This is a genomic window from Methylosinus sp. is20ea (assembly GCF_059718135.1).
In genome coordinates, this window is the sequence record NZ_AP046088.1 from 3845863 (window position 1) to 3860860 (window position 14998).

The 14998-nt window shown below is 63.9% G+C and carries 11 protein-coding genes and 1 tRNA gene; 8 read left to right on the forward strand and 4 right to left on the reverse strand.

The genetic code is table 11. The features are described from left to right. The first annotated feature begins 136 nt into the window (after window positions 1-136). Together AC6IY7_RS17945 and AC6IY7_RS17950 are read left to right on the forward strand one after the other, a co-directional pair. Window positions 137-1438, forward strand: coding sequence for a lipoprotein-releasing ABC transporter permease subunit (locus tag AC6IY7_RS17945; protein ID WP_497780755.1), 1302 nt, complete (start codon window positions 137-139; stop codon window positions 1436-1438). Between the two features lie 5 nt (window positions 1439-1443). Next, window positions 1444-2121 carry an ABC transporter ATP-binding protein gene (locus AC6IY7_RS17950; protein ID WP_497780756.1) on the forward strand — a complete coding sequence of 226 codons (678 nt, stop codon included), beginning with the start codon at window positions 1444-1446 and terminating at the stop codon, window positions 2119-2121. Between the two features lie 69 nt (window positions 2122-2190). Here the strand turns inward: AC6IY7_RS17950 and AC6IY7_RS17955 are convergent, their stop codons facing one another. Then, window positions 2191-2760 carry a hypothetical protein gene (locus AC6IY7_RS17955; RefSeq protein WP_497780757.1) on the reverse strand — a complete coding sequence of 190 codons (570 nt, stop codon included), beginning with the start codon at window positions 2758-2760 and terminating at the stop codon, window positions 2191-2193. Between the two features lie 487 nt (window positions 2761-3247). Here AC6IY7_RS17955 and AC6IY7_RS17960 point away from each other — a divergent pair, with 487 nt between their 5' ends. Beyond that, a complete protein-coding gene (locus AC6IY7_RS17960; RefSeq protein WP_497780758.1) occupies window positions 3248-4003 on the forward strand; it encodes a Clp protease/crotonase-like domain-containing protein in 756 nt (251 codons plus the stop codon). A 49-nt stretch (window positions 4004-4052) separates the two neighbouring features. On the opposite strand, the gene AC6IY7_RS17965 is transcribed toward AC6IY7_RS17960, so the two are convergent. The 3 genes from AC6IY7_RS17965 to AC6IY7_RS17975 all read right to left on the reverse strand — a co-directional run bounded on the left by AC6IY7_RS17965 (window position 4053) and on the right by AC6IY7_RS17975 (window position 8916). After that, entirely contained in the window at window positions 4053-6356 is a 2304-nt protein-coding gene (locus tag AC6IY7_RS17965; protein ID WP_497780759.1) for a putative bifunctional diguanylate cyclase/phosphodiesterase, read from the reverse strand. A 41-nt stretch (window positions 6357-6397) separates the two neighbouring features. Beyond that, entirely contained in the window at window positions 6398-7300 is a 903-nt protein-coding gene (locus AC6IY7_RS17970) for a crotonase/enoyl-CoA hydratase family protein (RefSeq protein ID WP_497780760.1), read from the reverse strand. Between the two features lie 260 nt (window positions 7301-7560). Beyond that, entirely contained in the window at window positions 7561-8916 is a 1356-nt protein-coding gene (locus AC6IY7_RS17975; RefSeq protein WP_497780761.1) for a multicopper oxidase family protein, read from the reverse strand. A 282-nt stretch (window positions 8917-9198) separates the two neighbouring features. Between AC6IY7_RS17975 and AC6IY7_RS17980 the strand changes: the two genes are divergently transcribed. The 5 genes from AC6IY7_RS17980 to AC6IY7_RS18000 all read left to right on the forward strand — a co-directional run bounded on the left by AC6IY7_RS17980 (window position 9199) and on the right by AC6IY7_RS18000 (window position 14698). Beyond that, window positions 9199-9283 (forward strand) — tRNA-Leu (locus AC6IY7_RS17980). 74 nt (window positions 9284-9357) lie between these two features. Then, on the forward strand, window positions 9358-10722 hold the full coding sequence (gene tig / locus AC6IY7_RS17985; RefSeq protein ID WP_497780762.1) for a trigger factor: 1365 nt from the start codon (window positions 9358-9360) through the stop codon (window positions 10720-10722). A gap of 340 nt (window positions 10723-11062) precedes the next feature. Then, entirely contained in the window at window positions 11063-11698 is a 636-nt protein-coding gene (gene clpP, locus AC6IY7_RS17990) for an ATP-dependent Clp endopeptidase proteolytic subunit ClpP (RefSeq protein WP_497780763.1), read from the forward strand. An 81-nt stretch (window positions 11699-11779) separates the two neighbouring features. Then, on the forward strand, window positions 11780-13792 hold the full coding sequence (locus tag AC6IY7_RS17995; protein WP_497780764.1) for an acetyl-CoA carboxylase biotin carboxylase subunit: 2013 nt from the start codon (window positions 11780-11782) through the stop codon (window positions 13790-13792). Window positions 13793-14011: 219 nt separating this feature from the next. Continuing rightward, window positions 14012-14698 (forward strand): arylesterase, encoded by a 687-nt coding sequence (locus tag AC6IY7_RS18000; protein WP_497780765.1) that lies wholly within the window; start codon window positions 14012-14014, stop codon window positions 14696-14698. Window positions 14699-14998: the final 300 nt, after the last annotated feature.

Consider the following 14998-nt stretch of genomic DNA (forward strand, 5'->3'; position numbering starts at 1 on the left):
CCGACCCGCTCGGAACCCTTGTCGTCTTTCTGCCCCTCGCCGTGCGCGTCCCGCCTTCGATTCGCCGCTGTCTCATGAGAAACGCCCATTTCTGTGGCGCGCTTGAAAGGCTCGAGCGGATGGGCACAATGCCGGAATGAGCGAATCTACTTTGTCCTCCGATGTCGAGATCGAGCCGCCGCCGCGCACGCGCGTCTTCGCGCCCTTCGAATGGGCCGTCGCCTTCCGCTATGTGCGGGCGCGGCGCGCCAATGGATTCGTCTCGGTGATCGCCGGCTTCTCCTTTCTCGGCGTCATGTTGGGCGTCGCGACGCTCATCGTCGTGATGTCGGTGATGAACGGCTTTCACCACGAGCTGATGGATAAGATCGTCGGCATAGACGGCCACGCCTTCGTGCAGGCGGCCGAGCGGCCGCTGACCGACTGGACCGAGGTCACGGCGCGAATGCAACGCCTCCCCGGCGTGAAGCTGGTCGTGCCTATGGTGGAGGGCGCGGCCGGCGTCTCCTCTCCCTATGGGCAGTCGGGCGTGCTGGTGCGCGGCATTCGCGAGCAGGACGTTCTGCGGCTGCCCGGGCTCGCCGGCAATGTGAAGGACGGAACCTTCCAGGGCTTCGACAGCGGCGGCGGCGTCGCCATCGGCCAGCGCCTCGCCGAGACGCTCGGCGTGCGCGTCGGCGACAATATCAGCATTCTCATCGCCAAAGGCGCGTCGACGCCCTTCGGCGTCGCGCCGCGCATAAAAGCCTATCCGGTGACGGCGATCTTTCAGATCGGCATGTCGGAATACGACCGAGTCTTCGTCTATATGCCGCTCGCCGAATCGCAATTGTTCTTCAACCACGAGAATGAGGCGACGGTGATCGAGGCTTTTCTCGACGCGCCCGACGCCGTCGACAAATTCCGCGCCGACATAGACGCCAATATCGATCGGCCCTTGATGCTCACCGACTGGCGGCAGCGCAACAAGACCTTCTTCGACACGCTGCAGGTCGAGAGCAATGTGATGTTCATCATATTGACGCTGATCGTGCTGGTGGCGGCGCTGAATATCGTCTCCGGCCTCACCATGCTGGTGAAGGACAAATCCTCCGACATCGCCATTCTGCGCACCATGGGCGCGACGCGCGGCGCGGTGCTGCGCATTTTCCTCATCATCGGCGCCTCGATCGGCATCGTCGGCGATCTCGCCGGCTTTCTGCTCGGCCTGACGCTGGCCAAGAATCTCGACGCGATCCGGCTGCTGCTCAACAAGCTCATGCACGCCAATCTGTTTCCGGCGGAGCTCTATTTCCTGTCGCGCCTGCCCTCCATCGTCGAGCCGCGCGAGGTGGCGCTCGTCGTCGTCATGACGCTCGTCCTCGCCATTCTCGCCTCCATCTATCCGGCCTGGAAAGCGGCGAGCCTCGATCCGATCGACGCGCTGCGCCACGAGTGAGCCCCATGACCGTTCTCGAGCTTTCCGGCGTCGCCCGCCATTATCGCGAAGGCGATGGGCGGCTGGACATTCTTCTTTGCGCCGATCTCGCCCTCTCGGCCGGCGAGACGGTGGCGCTGGTCGCGCCATCGGGCGCCGGCAAATCGACACTGCTCCATATCGCCGGCCTGCTGGAGCGCGCCGACGATGGCGAGGTCATCATCGGCGGACGCGCGACATCGAGCATGAGCGACAATGAGCGCACCAGCCTGCGCCGCTCGACGATCGGCTTCGTCTATCAGTTCCATCATCTGCTGCCGGAATTCTCGGCGCTCGAGAATGTCGCGCTGCCGCAGGCGATCAACGGTCTGGACCGCCGCGAGGCGGAGCGGCGCGCCGCCGAGCTGCTGGATTATCTGCGGCTCGGCGCGCGGGCGCGGCACCTTCCCTCGCAGCTCTCGGGCGGCGAGCAGCAGCGCGTCGCCATCGCTCGCGCCGTCGCCAATGCGCCGCATGTGCTGCTCGCCGACGAGCCGACCGGCAATCTCGATCCGCGCACGGCGGAGCATGTCTTCGCGACATTGTTGACGCTCGCGCGCAACACCGGCCTCGCCGCTCTGGTCGCGACGCATAATCTCGATCTCGCCGATCAGATGGATCGCCGCGTCACGCTCTGCGACGGACGCATCGTCGAGATGAAATAAACACGCTCGAAATGAAAAGGCGCGTTCCGGCCGGGTCCTCACCCGGCCGAAGCATTCGCTCTGTGGCGGTCAGGCCGACTTCTTTTTCTTGTCGATGAAGCTGTTCTTGTACCAGAGCCCGAAGCCGACGAGGCCGAGCACCGCGAAGAACACGGCGATGATGATATTCTTGTCCTCGGTCGTGCCGACCGCGAAGGGGAAGCGCGAGACATATTCGCGTCCGTCGTCCGCCTTCGCTTTCACCAGGCCGATGAAGTCGCCCTTCTTGGTGAAATTATATTCGAAGTTGAGCGTGCCGGTGCGGTATTTCTTCGCGGGCACATAGACTTCCGTGTTCTGCTCCAGATTCTCGTTGTCGTCGGTCTGTCCCACATTGCGAAGAATGCGGATTTCCAGCGCCATGTCGCGCAGCTCGTCCTGAACCGCGTCCAGCACGATGATGGTCGGGCCGACATCGGGAATGTCGTCGCAGAAGACCTCGCGCGATTTCAGCGGCTGATAGCCGGTGAAGTTCATCGTGTCGGGGCCGATCTTCATGATGCACTGACCGGAATCGAGGCTCACGCCGCCATGCGCATGGGCCTCGCCGACCAGTCCGGCCGTCGCCATGGCAAGAGCGACCAGAAGTCGAAGATTCATCTTTCCTCTCCCTATCCATGTTTTCACCGCTTCTGCGAGCGGCTGCAGCACTCACTCTCGCCGACTGTGGCGTCAACGACCGCGATACGACTTCGACCGCGATACGACTTGGGCCCGACGGGCCAACTGTCGCTCCCGGCTTTTAGCACACACTCTCATCGACATAGGGGCGAAGTTTTCGCCTGCGAACGCGAAAGCGCGAAAATGCCGCGGTCCGCCATGCGCCGCAGACGTCGAATGCGGATTTCCGCCTCCCCTTTCCGTCGCCGGTCGGGTCGAATCCGCACTTTCGGGCGGGAGTCTCGCAAGTTGAATATCCCGCCAGCGGCAAAAAGTCGCAACCTGCTCAGTCGGCTCGAATCTCTGGGGTACGTACGTAATTTTTGGACACAGAAATTAACCATGACCGAAGACGCAGCCGAAAATTCTTTAAAAATTTAAGTAACTCGGTAAGAATTGCGAAACCATTCCAGATAGGAGACGAAACATGAATGCGGTAGTTTCGAAAAACGACATCACCTCCGCTGTCGCCACCGAGACTTATGTTTCACCTTCCGACTTTTCGGATCCGCTCGATTTCATCCGCCAGCGCTCATCGCTGGAGATCCACCGCATGGATGAGCTGGATACGATCTTGGTGAGCAAACTGGCCTGCGGTTTCGATCGAGACAGCATCGACGGCTTGACCTTGTTGCTCCGTAGAATTTCGGAAGGGCATCTGCCGGGGCTCAAATATCTGGTTTTCGACTTCGCGCATTGCGACGACGCTCCAGCTGTCGCCGCAGACGGCTTCGACGAGCTGGCGTCGGCGACCGCTCGCCTCATCCTCGACGCTCCGGTGATCTCGATCGCATGGGCCAGAACCTATCTGAACGGAGCGGATCTCGACTTCGCTTTGTCCTGCTCGATGATGGTGGCGGATCGCTATGCGCGCTTCTGCTTCGAGGCCGATCTCGCCTCGGCGGTCGGCGTCTATGGCGCGCTCGCGCAGAAGCTCGGCTTCGTGAAGGCGGAGCGGCTCATGGAAAATGGCGAGATATTGACCGCCGAGCAGATGCACGAGCTCTGCCTGGTCAAGCACATCGTCGAAAACGGAGAAGGTCTCATGGGCGCGGAGAGCTATGTGCGGCAGTGCGGACGCCGCTACAACTCCTCCTACAGCATGTTTCGCGCTCAGCGCATCAGCGCGCCGCCGGTTCGCCGGCAGGCGGCCGCCGCCGCCGCGGCGAGCCGCCGTGTCTGATCCCCGGCGCGTCGGCCAGCGCCCGCGCGTCGCCGGCGCCGGCCGACCGTCAGGCCACGACCTTCAGCTTGCCGCCGCGCGCCGCGCCGGCGAAGAGCAGAGCCAGCTCGTCCTGCGGCTTCGCCATGCTGAAGAGAAAGCCTTGCATCAAATACACATTCTTCGCGAGGAGGAGCGCCCGCTGCTCATGGGTCTCCACCCCCTCCGCGACGAGATCGATGCCGAGCTCGGCGGTCAGGAGCGAGACGGCGCCGATGATCGCCTGGGTCTTGCCCGAGACGCTCAGCTCCGACACGAAGCTGCGATCGAGCTTCACCTTGTCGACCGGAAAACGATTTAGATAGCCCAGGCTGCTGAATCCGGTTCCGAAATCATCGAGCGACAGGCGGACGCCGAGCGCGCGCAGCGCCTCGATCTTGGCGGCGGCGTCCTCCGTGTCCTGCATGAGCGTGGATTCGGTGATCTCGATCTCGAGGCGCCAGGGTTCCAACGCCGCGGCCTCGAGCGCGCTGCGGACGCGCTCGACCATATCGGGCTGCTGAAACTGCCTCGACGAGAAATTGACGGCGACCCGCGCCGCGGATGGCCAGAGATGCGCGTCCCGGCAGGCCCGGCGCAGCACCCATTCGCCGAGCTCGACGATCATCCCGGTCTCTTCCGCGATCGGAATGAAGGCGGAGGGCGGCACATAGCCCAATTGCGGATGTCGCCAACGGGTCAGCGCCTCGCAGGTCGACACGGACTGATCGCGCGCGTCGAAGATCGGCTGATAATGGACCTCGAGCGTCTCGCTCCGCAGCGCCTCGCGCAGCTCGCGCTCGATGCGCCGCTTGCTGAGCAGCGCATCCTCCATCGCCGTCTCGAACCATATGGCCTGCCGGCGTCCCGCAGCCTTCGAATGATACATTGCGAGATCGCCGCATTTCAGCAGGCCCTCGGCCGACATCGCGTCGCGCGGGGCGACGCACAGGCCGACGCTCGCGCCGATCACGATCGTGTGCCCCTCGATGACATAAGGGCGGGCGATCGCCTCGATGACGCGCCGCGCCAGCGCGTCGGCCGGGGGCGTCTCGATCGTCGGATGCATGAGAATGCAGAATTCGTCGCCGCCGAAGCGGGAGACCATGTCGACGGAGCGCACGCAGTCGCGCAGACGCTCGGCGACCGCGCAGAGGAGAAGGTCGCCGATCGTATGGCCGAGCGTGTCATTGACCTCCTTGAACTGATCGAGATCGATGCAGAGCATGGCGAGGCTCAATCCGCGCTTGCGAATGTGCCGAAGATCGCGCTCCAATCGCTGCTGGAATTGGAAACGGTTGGCGAGATTGGTCAATGTGTCGAAATGCGCGATGCGCTCGATCTCGCGCGCCGCGCGACGCTGCTCGGTCGCATCCTCGACGACGGTGACGAAGGCGCCATTGTCGGCCGGCTCGCAGCGGAAATCGAAAATTCGGGCGCCGATCTCACGGGAAAACACGCTCGTGCGAGGAAGCGTGGAATGCGATTCCCATTGCTCCGCGAATGCGCGCCATTCGGACTCCGACATGCCTGTCTTATCGGCGATCCGCCGCGAAAGCCCCCCCAGCGTCGTCGGCGCGCCGTCTTCGGCTATGTCGAAAAACTCGAGCAGGCGGCGATTGACCACCGTCAGCGTTTTGTCGCAATTGCCCATGCACAGGCCATGGCTCATGCTGTTCAACGCCGATTTGAACCGCCTGCGCTGTATATTGGCGTCTCGCCCGTTGCGCAGCGCGGATTCGAGATTCCCGTGCAGGAATTTCGTCGTCGAGCGCAATGAGACCATGACGAGGACGAAAATCGACGCGAGCCCCCAATAGCGCAGATCGTCATGACGCAGAGCCGCGATCGTCAGCGGAGTGCATAGGCCGACCATTTGCGCATAGACGATTTGCGGGCTCCCGGCGTTGCGTCCGGCCAGCATGCCGACGCCGCTCATCATGATCACTATGCCGTAATAGCCGCCGACCTCGTTGTGATGCTCCGAGAAGAGGATCGCGACGCTGAGCCCGACCGCGGTCATGAATCCGACGCCGCCGACCGCATAGCGGATCTCCCACAGTCGCGCGTCGCGGCGGCGGATCTCGACGGGCGTCATGGTGTGGGAATAGAGAACATAGAGCCGATAGGCGGCGAAAAACACCATGACCACCGTCAGCACGATATAGACATCGCGACCGGTCATCAGCCATGCGCTCACCGGCGCGATCAACCCTCCGACCAGTCCAGCCGCGAACGAACCGGGCGTGCCGAAGAGCGTCTCTACGAGGTCGCGGTGGATTTCCTCGCGAACCTCTCGATTCTCTGTGTCGTTCGCATTCACGTTCGACGACATGGAACGGTCTTTCCAGTTCGCTGCCGCGGGCCCGCGGAGCATTATTGCGCCGATCTCGGCTTCTGGCCCGAAAGTCGCCCCTGCGCAGCGACCAACCTCTCCATATGACGCAAATCCGACTCGCCGATCGAAAACGAGCAATCCACCCAGAGCTCGACGACACGCAAGAGCTCATCGCGCGTGATCGGAAAGCAATCGCGGCGCAAATCGGCGAGCGCGCGTCGTCGCATCCACCGTTCCTCGCCGCCCTCGCACATCCAGGCGAGCGCGGTCTCACGCAGGCGATCGTCGGGCGCCAGCACATCGACGATCCCGAACTCGTGCATTTGCGTCGCCGAATGAGCCGCGCCCGTCGCAATGATCTGCTCGGCGAGAGCCGCGCCCAATCGGCGCTTGAGAAAGGTCACGGCGCCCATGCCGGGAAAAGTGTTGAAGGCGACCTCGGGAACGCCGAGCTTCGCGCTCGCCTCGGCGATCAGAAAGTCGGTCGCCATGGCTCCCTCGAAGCCTCCCCCGAGGCATTGGCCGCGAACCGTGGAAACAGTGACGAGCGGCAATCCGAAAGCCGATGTCAGGCCATACATCACATCGATGCAGACATAGGCATAGGTGAGCAGGCTGTCCCTGTCCCGCTTTCTGACCGAGGTCGCGAAGGTCGCCAGATCGCCGCCCAGGCTGAAGACCGCGGGCTTGTTGGAATTCATCACGAAATAGCGGATCGGCCAGCGCTCGGCGTAACGAGATTCGGCAAGCGCCCGCAGCGACTCGCGCACTTCGACGGCTTCGAGAAGCATCGCGAGACTAAAGCAATGCGGCGCCGTCGTTTTGTAATTCATCCACACAGAACGGCTCTCGGCCTCGTAAGCGACCTCGAGATTCTGGAATTCCCAATCAGGAAACTCATGCGGATTTCGAAGCTTATGCTCCAAGGCTGCCGTCGCCATGGCCACTCCGGGAGTCGATGTCGCAAGTCGATGTGTGTAGCGCCCCGACTGGAGCTCGTCGTCGCAAAAGTAGCCCTATTTCAGTGCAGTTACATGCTATTATTCGAGATCGGTTATCGTAGAGTTACCCCGATCGGCGAGAGGGCGTCCAAGACGACCTCGGGAAGTCACTTTTCTAAGCGTGAAACGACGACCTCGTCATATTGCACGGGGCGGTCGCGCTGTGCAACCGGGGTGTCTCGAATTCGCTGGTCTGCCAGTCACTTCACCTCGAACCAGGCCGCGAGTCCGGCCGCCTCGTGCTCCAGAATATCGTCATGGACCGCCCATTTGCCGGGGCTGTCGGCGACGAAGGCCACATGCTTGGTCTTGCCGGGCGGCACGACGACGCCATTGCGCCAGTAAGGCTCCCATCCGTCGTCGAGATCATGAAGAAGCCGCACGCAATGGCCGTGCACATGCATGACGACCGGAACCTCGGCGCGATTGACGAAGCCGAATGTCACCGGGCTGCCGCGCTTCACCTGGAACAGCGGCGGCCCGCCATAGGCCTTGCTCGCCGCGCCGTTGACGCGCCAGCCCGCGCCGGGCGACGCCGGGGGCTCCAATATGAGATCAACCTTCTTGGCCGCCTGCAGCTTGATCTCGGTCGGCAGCAGCGGATTCTGCGGCAGAGCCGCTATGGCGGGCCGGGCGCGCGCCTTGGCGCCTCTCGTGGTGAGGATCGCCAGATCGCGGTCGGGCTCGTCGATCCCGCGCAGGACGAGCTTTGCGCTCGCATTCTCGGCCGGCGGCAGATCGAACAGCAATTCGAATCGCGCGCCGGGCGCAGCGGGAATGGTGCGCCGCACCGGCTCGAAAGCGTCGCAGGGCTGGCTGTCCACGGCGACCACGAAAGGCTGGATATTCTCGAAGCCGACGAACATGATTCGCGCATTGGCGAGATTGGCGAAGCGCAGGCGGATGCGCGCGCCGGGCGCAAAGTCGCGGCGCGCCGGCGCCGGCGCGCCGTCCACCGCGACGAGCGTTCCGATGCGCCCGGCCGCGCCCGCGGCGGCGGGCGCGGCGAAATCGCCTTCGATCGCTCCGTCCTTGTCCAGCCGCCAATCGTCGAGAACGAGCAGCAGATCGGCGTCGGCTTCCAGCGGCTTGGGCTCGTCGACGACGAGCAGGCCTTTGAGGCCGCGTCCGATCAGCTCCGGCGTCGCGCCGAACACCGAGGGGCGATAGCAGAAGAGGCCGGCGTCGGCCATTTTGCGGCGATAATCGAATCGCCCGCCCGGCGCGACCTCCGCCTGGGTCAGCGGAGCGACGCCGTCCATCGCGTTGTCGCCGCGCATGCCGTGCCAATGGAGGGAGAGCGGCCTGTCGAGGCCGTTGACGAGGCCGACGGCGAGGTCCTCGCCCTGCGCGACGCGCAGCAGCGGCCCGGGAGTCTTCCCGCCGAATCCCCATATTTCCGTCGCATGGGCGGGCTCCGGCAGCAGGCGCGCCGTCCCCTTGCGCGCTTCCAGCGTTTTGGTCCCGCCGGCCGCCGGCTCGGCGCGCGCGTCGAGGGAAACGAGGGTCGCGGCGATTCCGCCCAGAACGGCGCGGCGTGAGCATTTGGGCGGCATGGGCTCTCCGATTTCTCCTCGCCGCCGCATATGGCCCGACCGGCGCTCGGCTTTCAACAGGGTCTGCGCGTGACATTTTCTTTAGCGCCGGCGGCCGACCGTGCTATAGACCCCCCGCCCGAGCCGGCGCGTGGCGGCGTCCGCGCGTCGACGCCGGTATTTCGAAGCCGGTGTTTCGATCGTCGCCGCGAGCGTTTCGACGCCGGACGGCTCGGCGCTTCGGTCCTTTGGCGTTTCGCCCCGTCGAGCCGGCGGCTCGTCGGGTGTTTGCGCGTCGGGGCGGCGGGCGTGGCGGAACTGGTAGACGCGCCGGATTTAGGTTCCGGTGACGCAAGTCGTGGGGGTTCGACTCCCTCCGCCCGCACCAGCGACGCACGCCGGCGGCAGAGATATTTTCCCGGCGAACGCCGGACTGGTCGAGATTCGAGAAGGCAGAACGACATGCAGGTGACGCAGACCCTGTCGCAGGGCTTGAAACACGAATTCAAGGTGATCCTCCCGGCCGGGGAGCTCGCCGCCAAGCTCGAGTCCCAGCTCGTCGAGCTGCGCGGCAAGGCGCAGATCAAGGGCTTCCGCCCCGGCAAGGCGCCGATCTCCTATCTCAAGAAGATCTACGGCAAGGGCATAATGGGCGAGGTCCTGCAGGAGGCCGTCAACGAGGCCAATCGCAAGATCGTCGAGGACAATAGCCTGCGCGTCGCGATGGAGCCGCGCCTCGACTTCCCGACCGACCAGGCCTCGGTCGAGAAGGCGCTGGAGGCGGACGGCGACTTCTCCTATTCGGTCGCCTTCGAGGTTCTGCCGGCGATCGAGATCGGCACATTCGACGATATCACGGTCGAACGCCCGATCGCCGAAGTCGCCGAGGAGGAGGTCCAGAAGGCCATTTCCGACCTCGCCGACCGCATCCGCGAATTTGCGGACAAGGAGGGCGTCGCCGCCAAGGGCGATCGCGTCACCATAGACTTCACCGGCAAGCTCGACGGCGAGCCTTTCGAGGGCGGGACCGGCGGCGACGTCGCTCTGGTGCTCGGCTCGGGCTCCTTCATTCCGGGCTTCGAGGAGCAGCTCGAGGGCGCGGCCAAGGACGAGCAGCGCGTCGTCAAGGTGAAATTCCCGGACGATTACGGCGTGCCGACGCTCGCTGGCCGCGACGCCGAATTCGACGTGACGGTCAAGGGCGTGGCCGCCCCTGCGGAGCTGCCGATCGACGACGCTTTCGCCGCCAAATACGGCTTCGAATCGCTCGCCGAGCTCACTTTCGCCGTGCGCGGCAATCTGGAGGCGGATTTCGCCAAGGCCTCGCGCGCCAAGCTGAAGCGGGCCCTGCTCGACGCGCTCGACAAAAAATACTCCTTCGAGCTGCCCGAGGGGCTGGTCTCCCAGGAGTTCGACACGATCTGGAACCAGCTCGAGGCCGAGCGTCAGCGCTCCGGCAAGAGCTTCGAGGACGAGGGCACGACGGAAGACGCCGCCCGCGCGGAATATCGTAAGATCGCCGAGCGCCGCGTGCGCCTCGGCCTGGTGCTGGCCGAGATCGGCCAAGGCGCCGGGGTGAAGGTCGAGGACAAGGATGTGACCGACGCGCTGGTCGAGCGCGTGCGCGCCTTCCCGGGCCGCGAGAAGCAGGTGTGGGACTTCTATCGCAACAATCCGCAGGCGCTCGCCCAGATTCGCGCGCCCCTCTATGAGGAGCGGGTCGTCGACCATCTGGTGACCAAGATCAGCGTCACCGACAAGACCGTCACCCGCGAGGAGCTCCTCGCGGCCGAGGAAGACGACGATCTGGCGCAGCCCGCCGCCTGATCCGGCCTGCCGACCCGGGGCCCCGAGATCACTATCCGATTGGATCGGATAGTGATCTACTTTCGGAGGAGCGAATTCTGATCGATCGAACGATTCCGTTCGATCGGAAAGCGCTCTAAGGGCGGCCCCGGGGTTCCCGCGCGCCTCTTTTGCGGTTTGTGTCTGGACGGCCTGCCGCAATATGCTACCAACGAGTCAAAAGCTGGCTCGTGGCTTTCACTCGAAATCGGGGGAAAGAAACGGCGGGTCGAAGAGGCGCCGCGAGGCCGGGAGCACGACGCTCTCGCCCTCACGGCGCTCCGGTCGCAGGCCAGTCAAATCTAAAAAAGGCGCAAAACAGATGCGTGATCCGATCGACGTCTACAATCAATATCTGATCCCCCAGGTGATCGAGAACACGAGCCGCGGCGAGCGCGGCTTCGATATCTATTCGCGCCTGTTGCGCGAGCGAATCATCTTTCTGACCGGCCAGGTCGAGGACCATATGGCCTCGGTCATCATCGCCCAGCTCTTGTTCCTCGAGGCCGAGAACCCGAAGCGCGAGATCTATCTCTACATCAACTCGCCGGGCGGCGTGGTGACCTCCGGCCTCGCGATCTACGACACGATGCAATATATCCGGCCCAAGGTCGCGACGCTGTGCATCGGCCAGGCGGCCTCCATGGGCTCGCTGCTGCTCTGCGCCGGCGAGGCCGGCAACCGCATCGCCCTGCCCAACGCCCGCATCATGGTGCATCAGCCCTCGGGCGGCTTCCAAGGCCAGGCCTCGGACATCCTCCGCCATGCGGAGGACATTATGAAGATCAAGCGGCGTCTCAACGAAATCTACGTCAAGCACACTGGCCGCGACTATGAGACGATCGACAAGACTCTCGATCGCGATCACTTCATGTCCGCCGAGGAAGCCAAGGAATTCGGCATCGTCGACAAGGTGGAGATCAACCACCCGGACGATGCGACCGAGGCCAAGGCCTGACGACGATCAAATCCCGGCGCGCCCGCTTTTTTCGGCAATCGAAAACGGCAGGCGCGCCGTTCCGCATGTATCGGGGCGCGCATGTTTCGTAAAATTCTGATCGCCAATCGTGGCGAGATCGCCTGTCGCATCATCAAGACCGCTCGCCGCATGGGCATCAAGACCGTCGCCGTCTATTCGGAGGCCGACGCCGACGCGCTTCATGTCGAAATGGCCGACGAGGCGATCCATCTCGGTCCGCCCCCCGCCGCGCAATCCTATCTGCTCATCGACAAGATCGTCGCGGCCTGCAAGGAGACCGGCGCCGAGGCCGTGCATCCGGGCTATGGCTTTCTCTCCGAGCGCGCCGCCTTCGCCAGGGCGCTGGCGGAGGCCGGGATCGTCTTCATCGGCCCCAATCCGCGCGCCATAGAGGCGATGGGCGACAAGATCGAGTCGAAGAAATTCGCCTCAGCCGCCAATGTCAGCGTCGTGCCGGGCTATCTCGGCGTCATCCAGGACGGCGAAGAGGCGGTCCGCATCGCCAATGAGATCGGCTATCCGGTCATGCTGAAGGCCTCGGCCGGCGGTGGCGGCAAGGGCATGCGCGTCGCCTTCAAAGCCGAGGAAGTGGTCGAGGGCTTCAACCGCGCCCGCTCGGAGGCCGCCTCCTCCTTCGGCGACGACCGCGTCTTCATCGAGAAATTCATCCTCAATCCGCGCCACATCGAAATTCAGGTGCTGGGCGACAAGCACGGCAATGTGATTCACCTCAACGAGCGCGAATGTTCCATCCAGCGCCGCAATCAGAAGGTGATCGAGGAGGCCCCCTCGCCGCTGCTCGACGAGGAGACCCGCGCCGCCATGGGCGCGCAGGCCGTCGCCCTCGCCAAGGCGGTGGACTATGATTCCGCCGGCACGGTGGAGTTCGTCGCGGGGCAGGACAAGAGCTTCTACTTCCTCGAGATGAACACCCGCCTGCAGGTGGAGCATCCGGTCACCGAGCTCATCACCGGCATCGATCTTGTCGAGCAGATGATCCGAGTCGCCGCCGGCGAGCCGCTGTCGCTGCGCCAGGAGAAGGTGACAATCAACGGCTGGGCGGTGGAGAGCCGCATCTACGCCGAGGACCCGACCCGCAATTTCCTGCCCTCCATCGGCCGGCTGGTGAGATACCGCCCGCCGGAAGAGAAGCGCGAGGGCGCGATCACCGTGCGCAACGACACGGGCGTCGCCGAAGGCCGCGAGATCTCGATCCATTACGATCCGATGATCGCCAAGCTCGTCACCCATGGCCCCGACCGCCTCGCGGCGATCGACGCCCAGGGAAATGCGCTGGATCGTTTCGTCATCGACGGGATTCGCCACAATATCCCCTTCCTCGCCTCGCTGATGCAGCATGAGCGCTGGCGCTCTGGCCGGCTCTCCACCGGCTTCATCGCCGAGGAATATGCGGGCGGTTTCGCCGCCCCGCAGCCGGACGGCGAGGTCGCCCATGTGCTGGCGACGGTGGCCGCGCTCGTCGACCATATCGGCAATGAGCGCAAACGCCTGATCAGCGGCCAGCTCGCCCATGGCCGCCCCTTCGAGTTCGAGCGCAAGCGCGTCTGCGCGCTCGGCGACCAGCTTTTCCATGTAACGCTGGACACGCAGGGCGAGGCGCTGATCGTCCACTTCGACGAGGAGGACGGCCGCACGCGGCGCATTTCCTCCTCCTGGCGGCCCGGCGACCCCGTCTTCGAGGGAACCATCGACGGCGCCGCCCTCTATGTGCAGGTGCGGCCGATCCTCAACGGCTTCCAGCTCTCGCATCAGGGCGTGGCGGTGGACGCGCGCGTCTTCACCCAGCGCGAGGCCGAGCTCAACGCGCTGATGCCGAAGAAGAAGAATGTCGGCGTCTCCAAACATCTGCTCTGCCCCATGCCCGGCCTCGTCAAGACGATCGACGTCATCGAGGGGCAGGAGGTGAAGGCCGGCGAGCCGCTGTGCATGGTGGAAGCCATGAAGATGGAAAATGTGCTGCGCGCCGAGCGCGATGTGACGATCAAGAAGATCGCCGCCAAGCCGGGCGATAGCCTGGCCGTCGATGCGGTGATCATGGAATTCGCCGAGTAACGGTTCAGCTAGAGCGTTTCCAGCCGAAGTGGACACCGGTTCGGCGTCGGAAACGCGTCAAAACAAAATCCGAGAGGCTTTCCGTGTTTCGATGAAACACGGAAAGCCTCTCGGCTTGAAAGTCATGAAGCCCGGCGAATGCGCCGGGCTTTTTTTACGGGTGCTTGACACGCCGTCCCTATGATCGCCTCGTTTCAATTCACGCGTTCGAGGTGAATTATGGCCCGCGAATTCTTCCGTTTCGGCGCCGCGCTCGGCGCCGCGATCGCGCTCGCCGTTTCGATCCATGGCTCGCCTGCGCGGAGCCAGCCCTCTACGCCGCTCAAGCTGCTGATATTGGGCGACAGCCTCAGCACGAGCCTGGGCGTCCCCGAAGGCTATGGCTTCGGCCCGGCGCTGGCGCGCCGGCTACGCGCCGACGGCTATCGCAATGTCGACGTCGTCAACGGCTCCATGGCCGGCGACACGACGGCCGACGCCGCCACCCGCCTCGCCTCGACGCCGCAGGACTATGACGCCGACGTCGTCATCGTCGAGCTCGGCGGCAATGACATGCTCATGCAGACCGATCCGGCCGTCGTCGCGCGCAATCTCGACTGGATCATCGATGGCTATAAGAAGCGCGGAACGCGCGTCGTCATCGGCGGGATGCTGTCGAAGCCCGAGCTCGGCTTTGTCTATAATGTGACTTTCGATCAGATCTATCCCAAGCTCGCGGCGCGCTGGGGCGCCTCGCTCTATCCATTCTTCCTCGCCGGCGTGTTCGGACATCCGGCGCTGATGCAGGAGGACCATATTCACCCCAATGCGGCGGGCGTCGTGAGAATCGCCGCCGGCATAGCCCCGTTGGTGGAGCGCAATCTCGACGCGGCGAGCGAACACCGCGTCCGGATCGGCCTCCATTGAGTTTCAGGCGTCACCGGGCAGGATCGGCCACGCGCCAGCCGGACGGGAGACGCCGCGCTCTTATAATTATATATTTTTTGTAGGATATTATCCATTCGAGACGGATTTTTGGATGACACCAGCCCTTCGAGCCGGGCCGCGATGCATAGTCCCAAAATCCTATAAAAATCGGCAAAACTGTATGCCACCGCGCTCGGCCTCGCCGTGCGCGGCCTATGCGCGACAGCCCTCAAATCGGACTCGCTTTAATCATATAAAACTACTAGTAATATGTTATATTGAGCGAGCGGAGGGGGTATA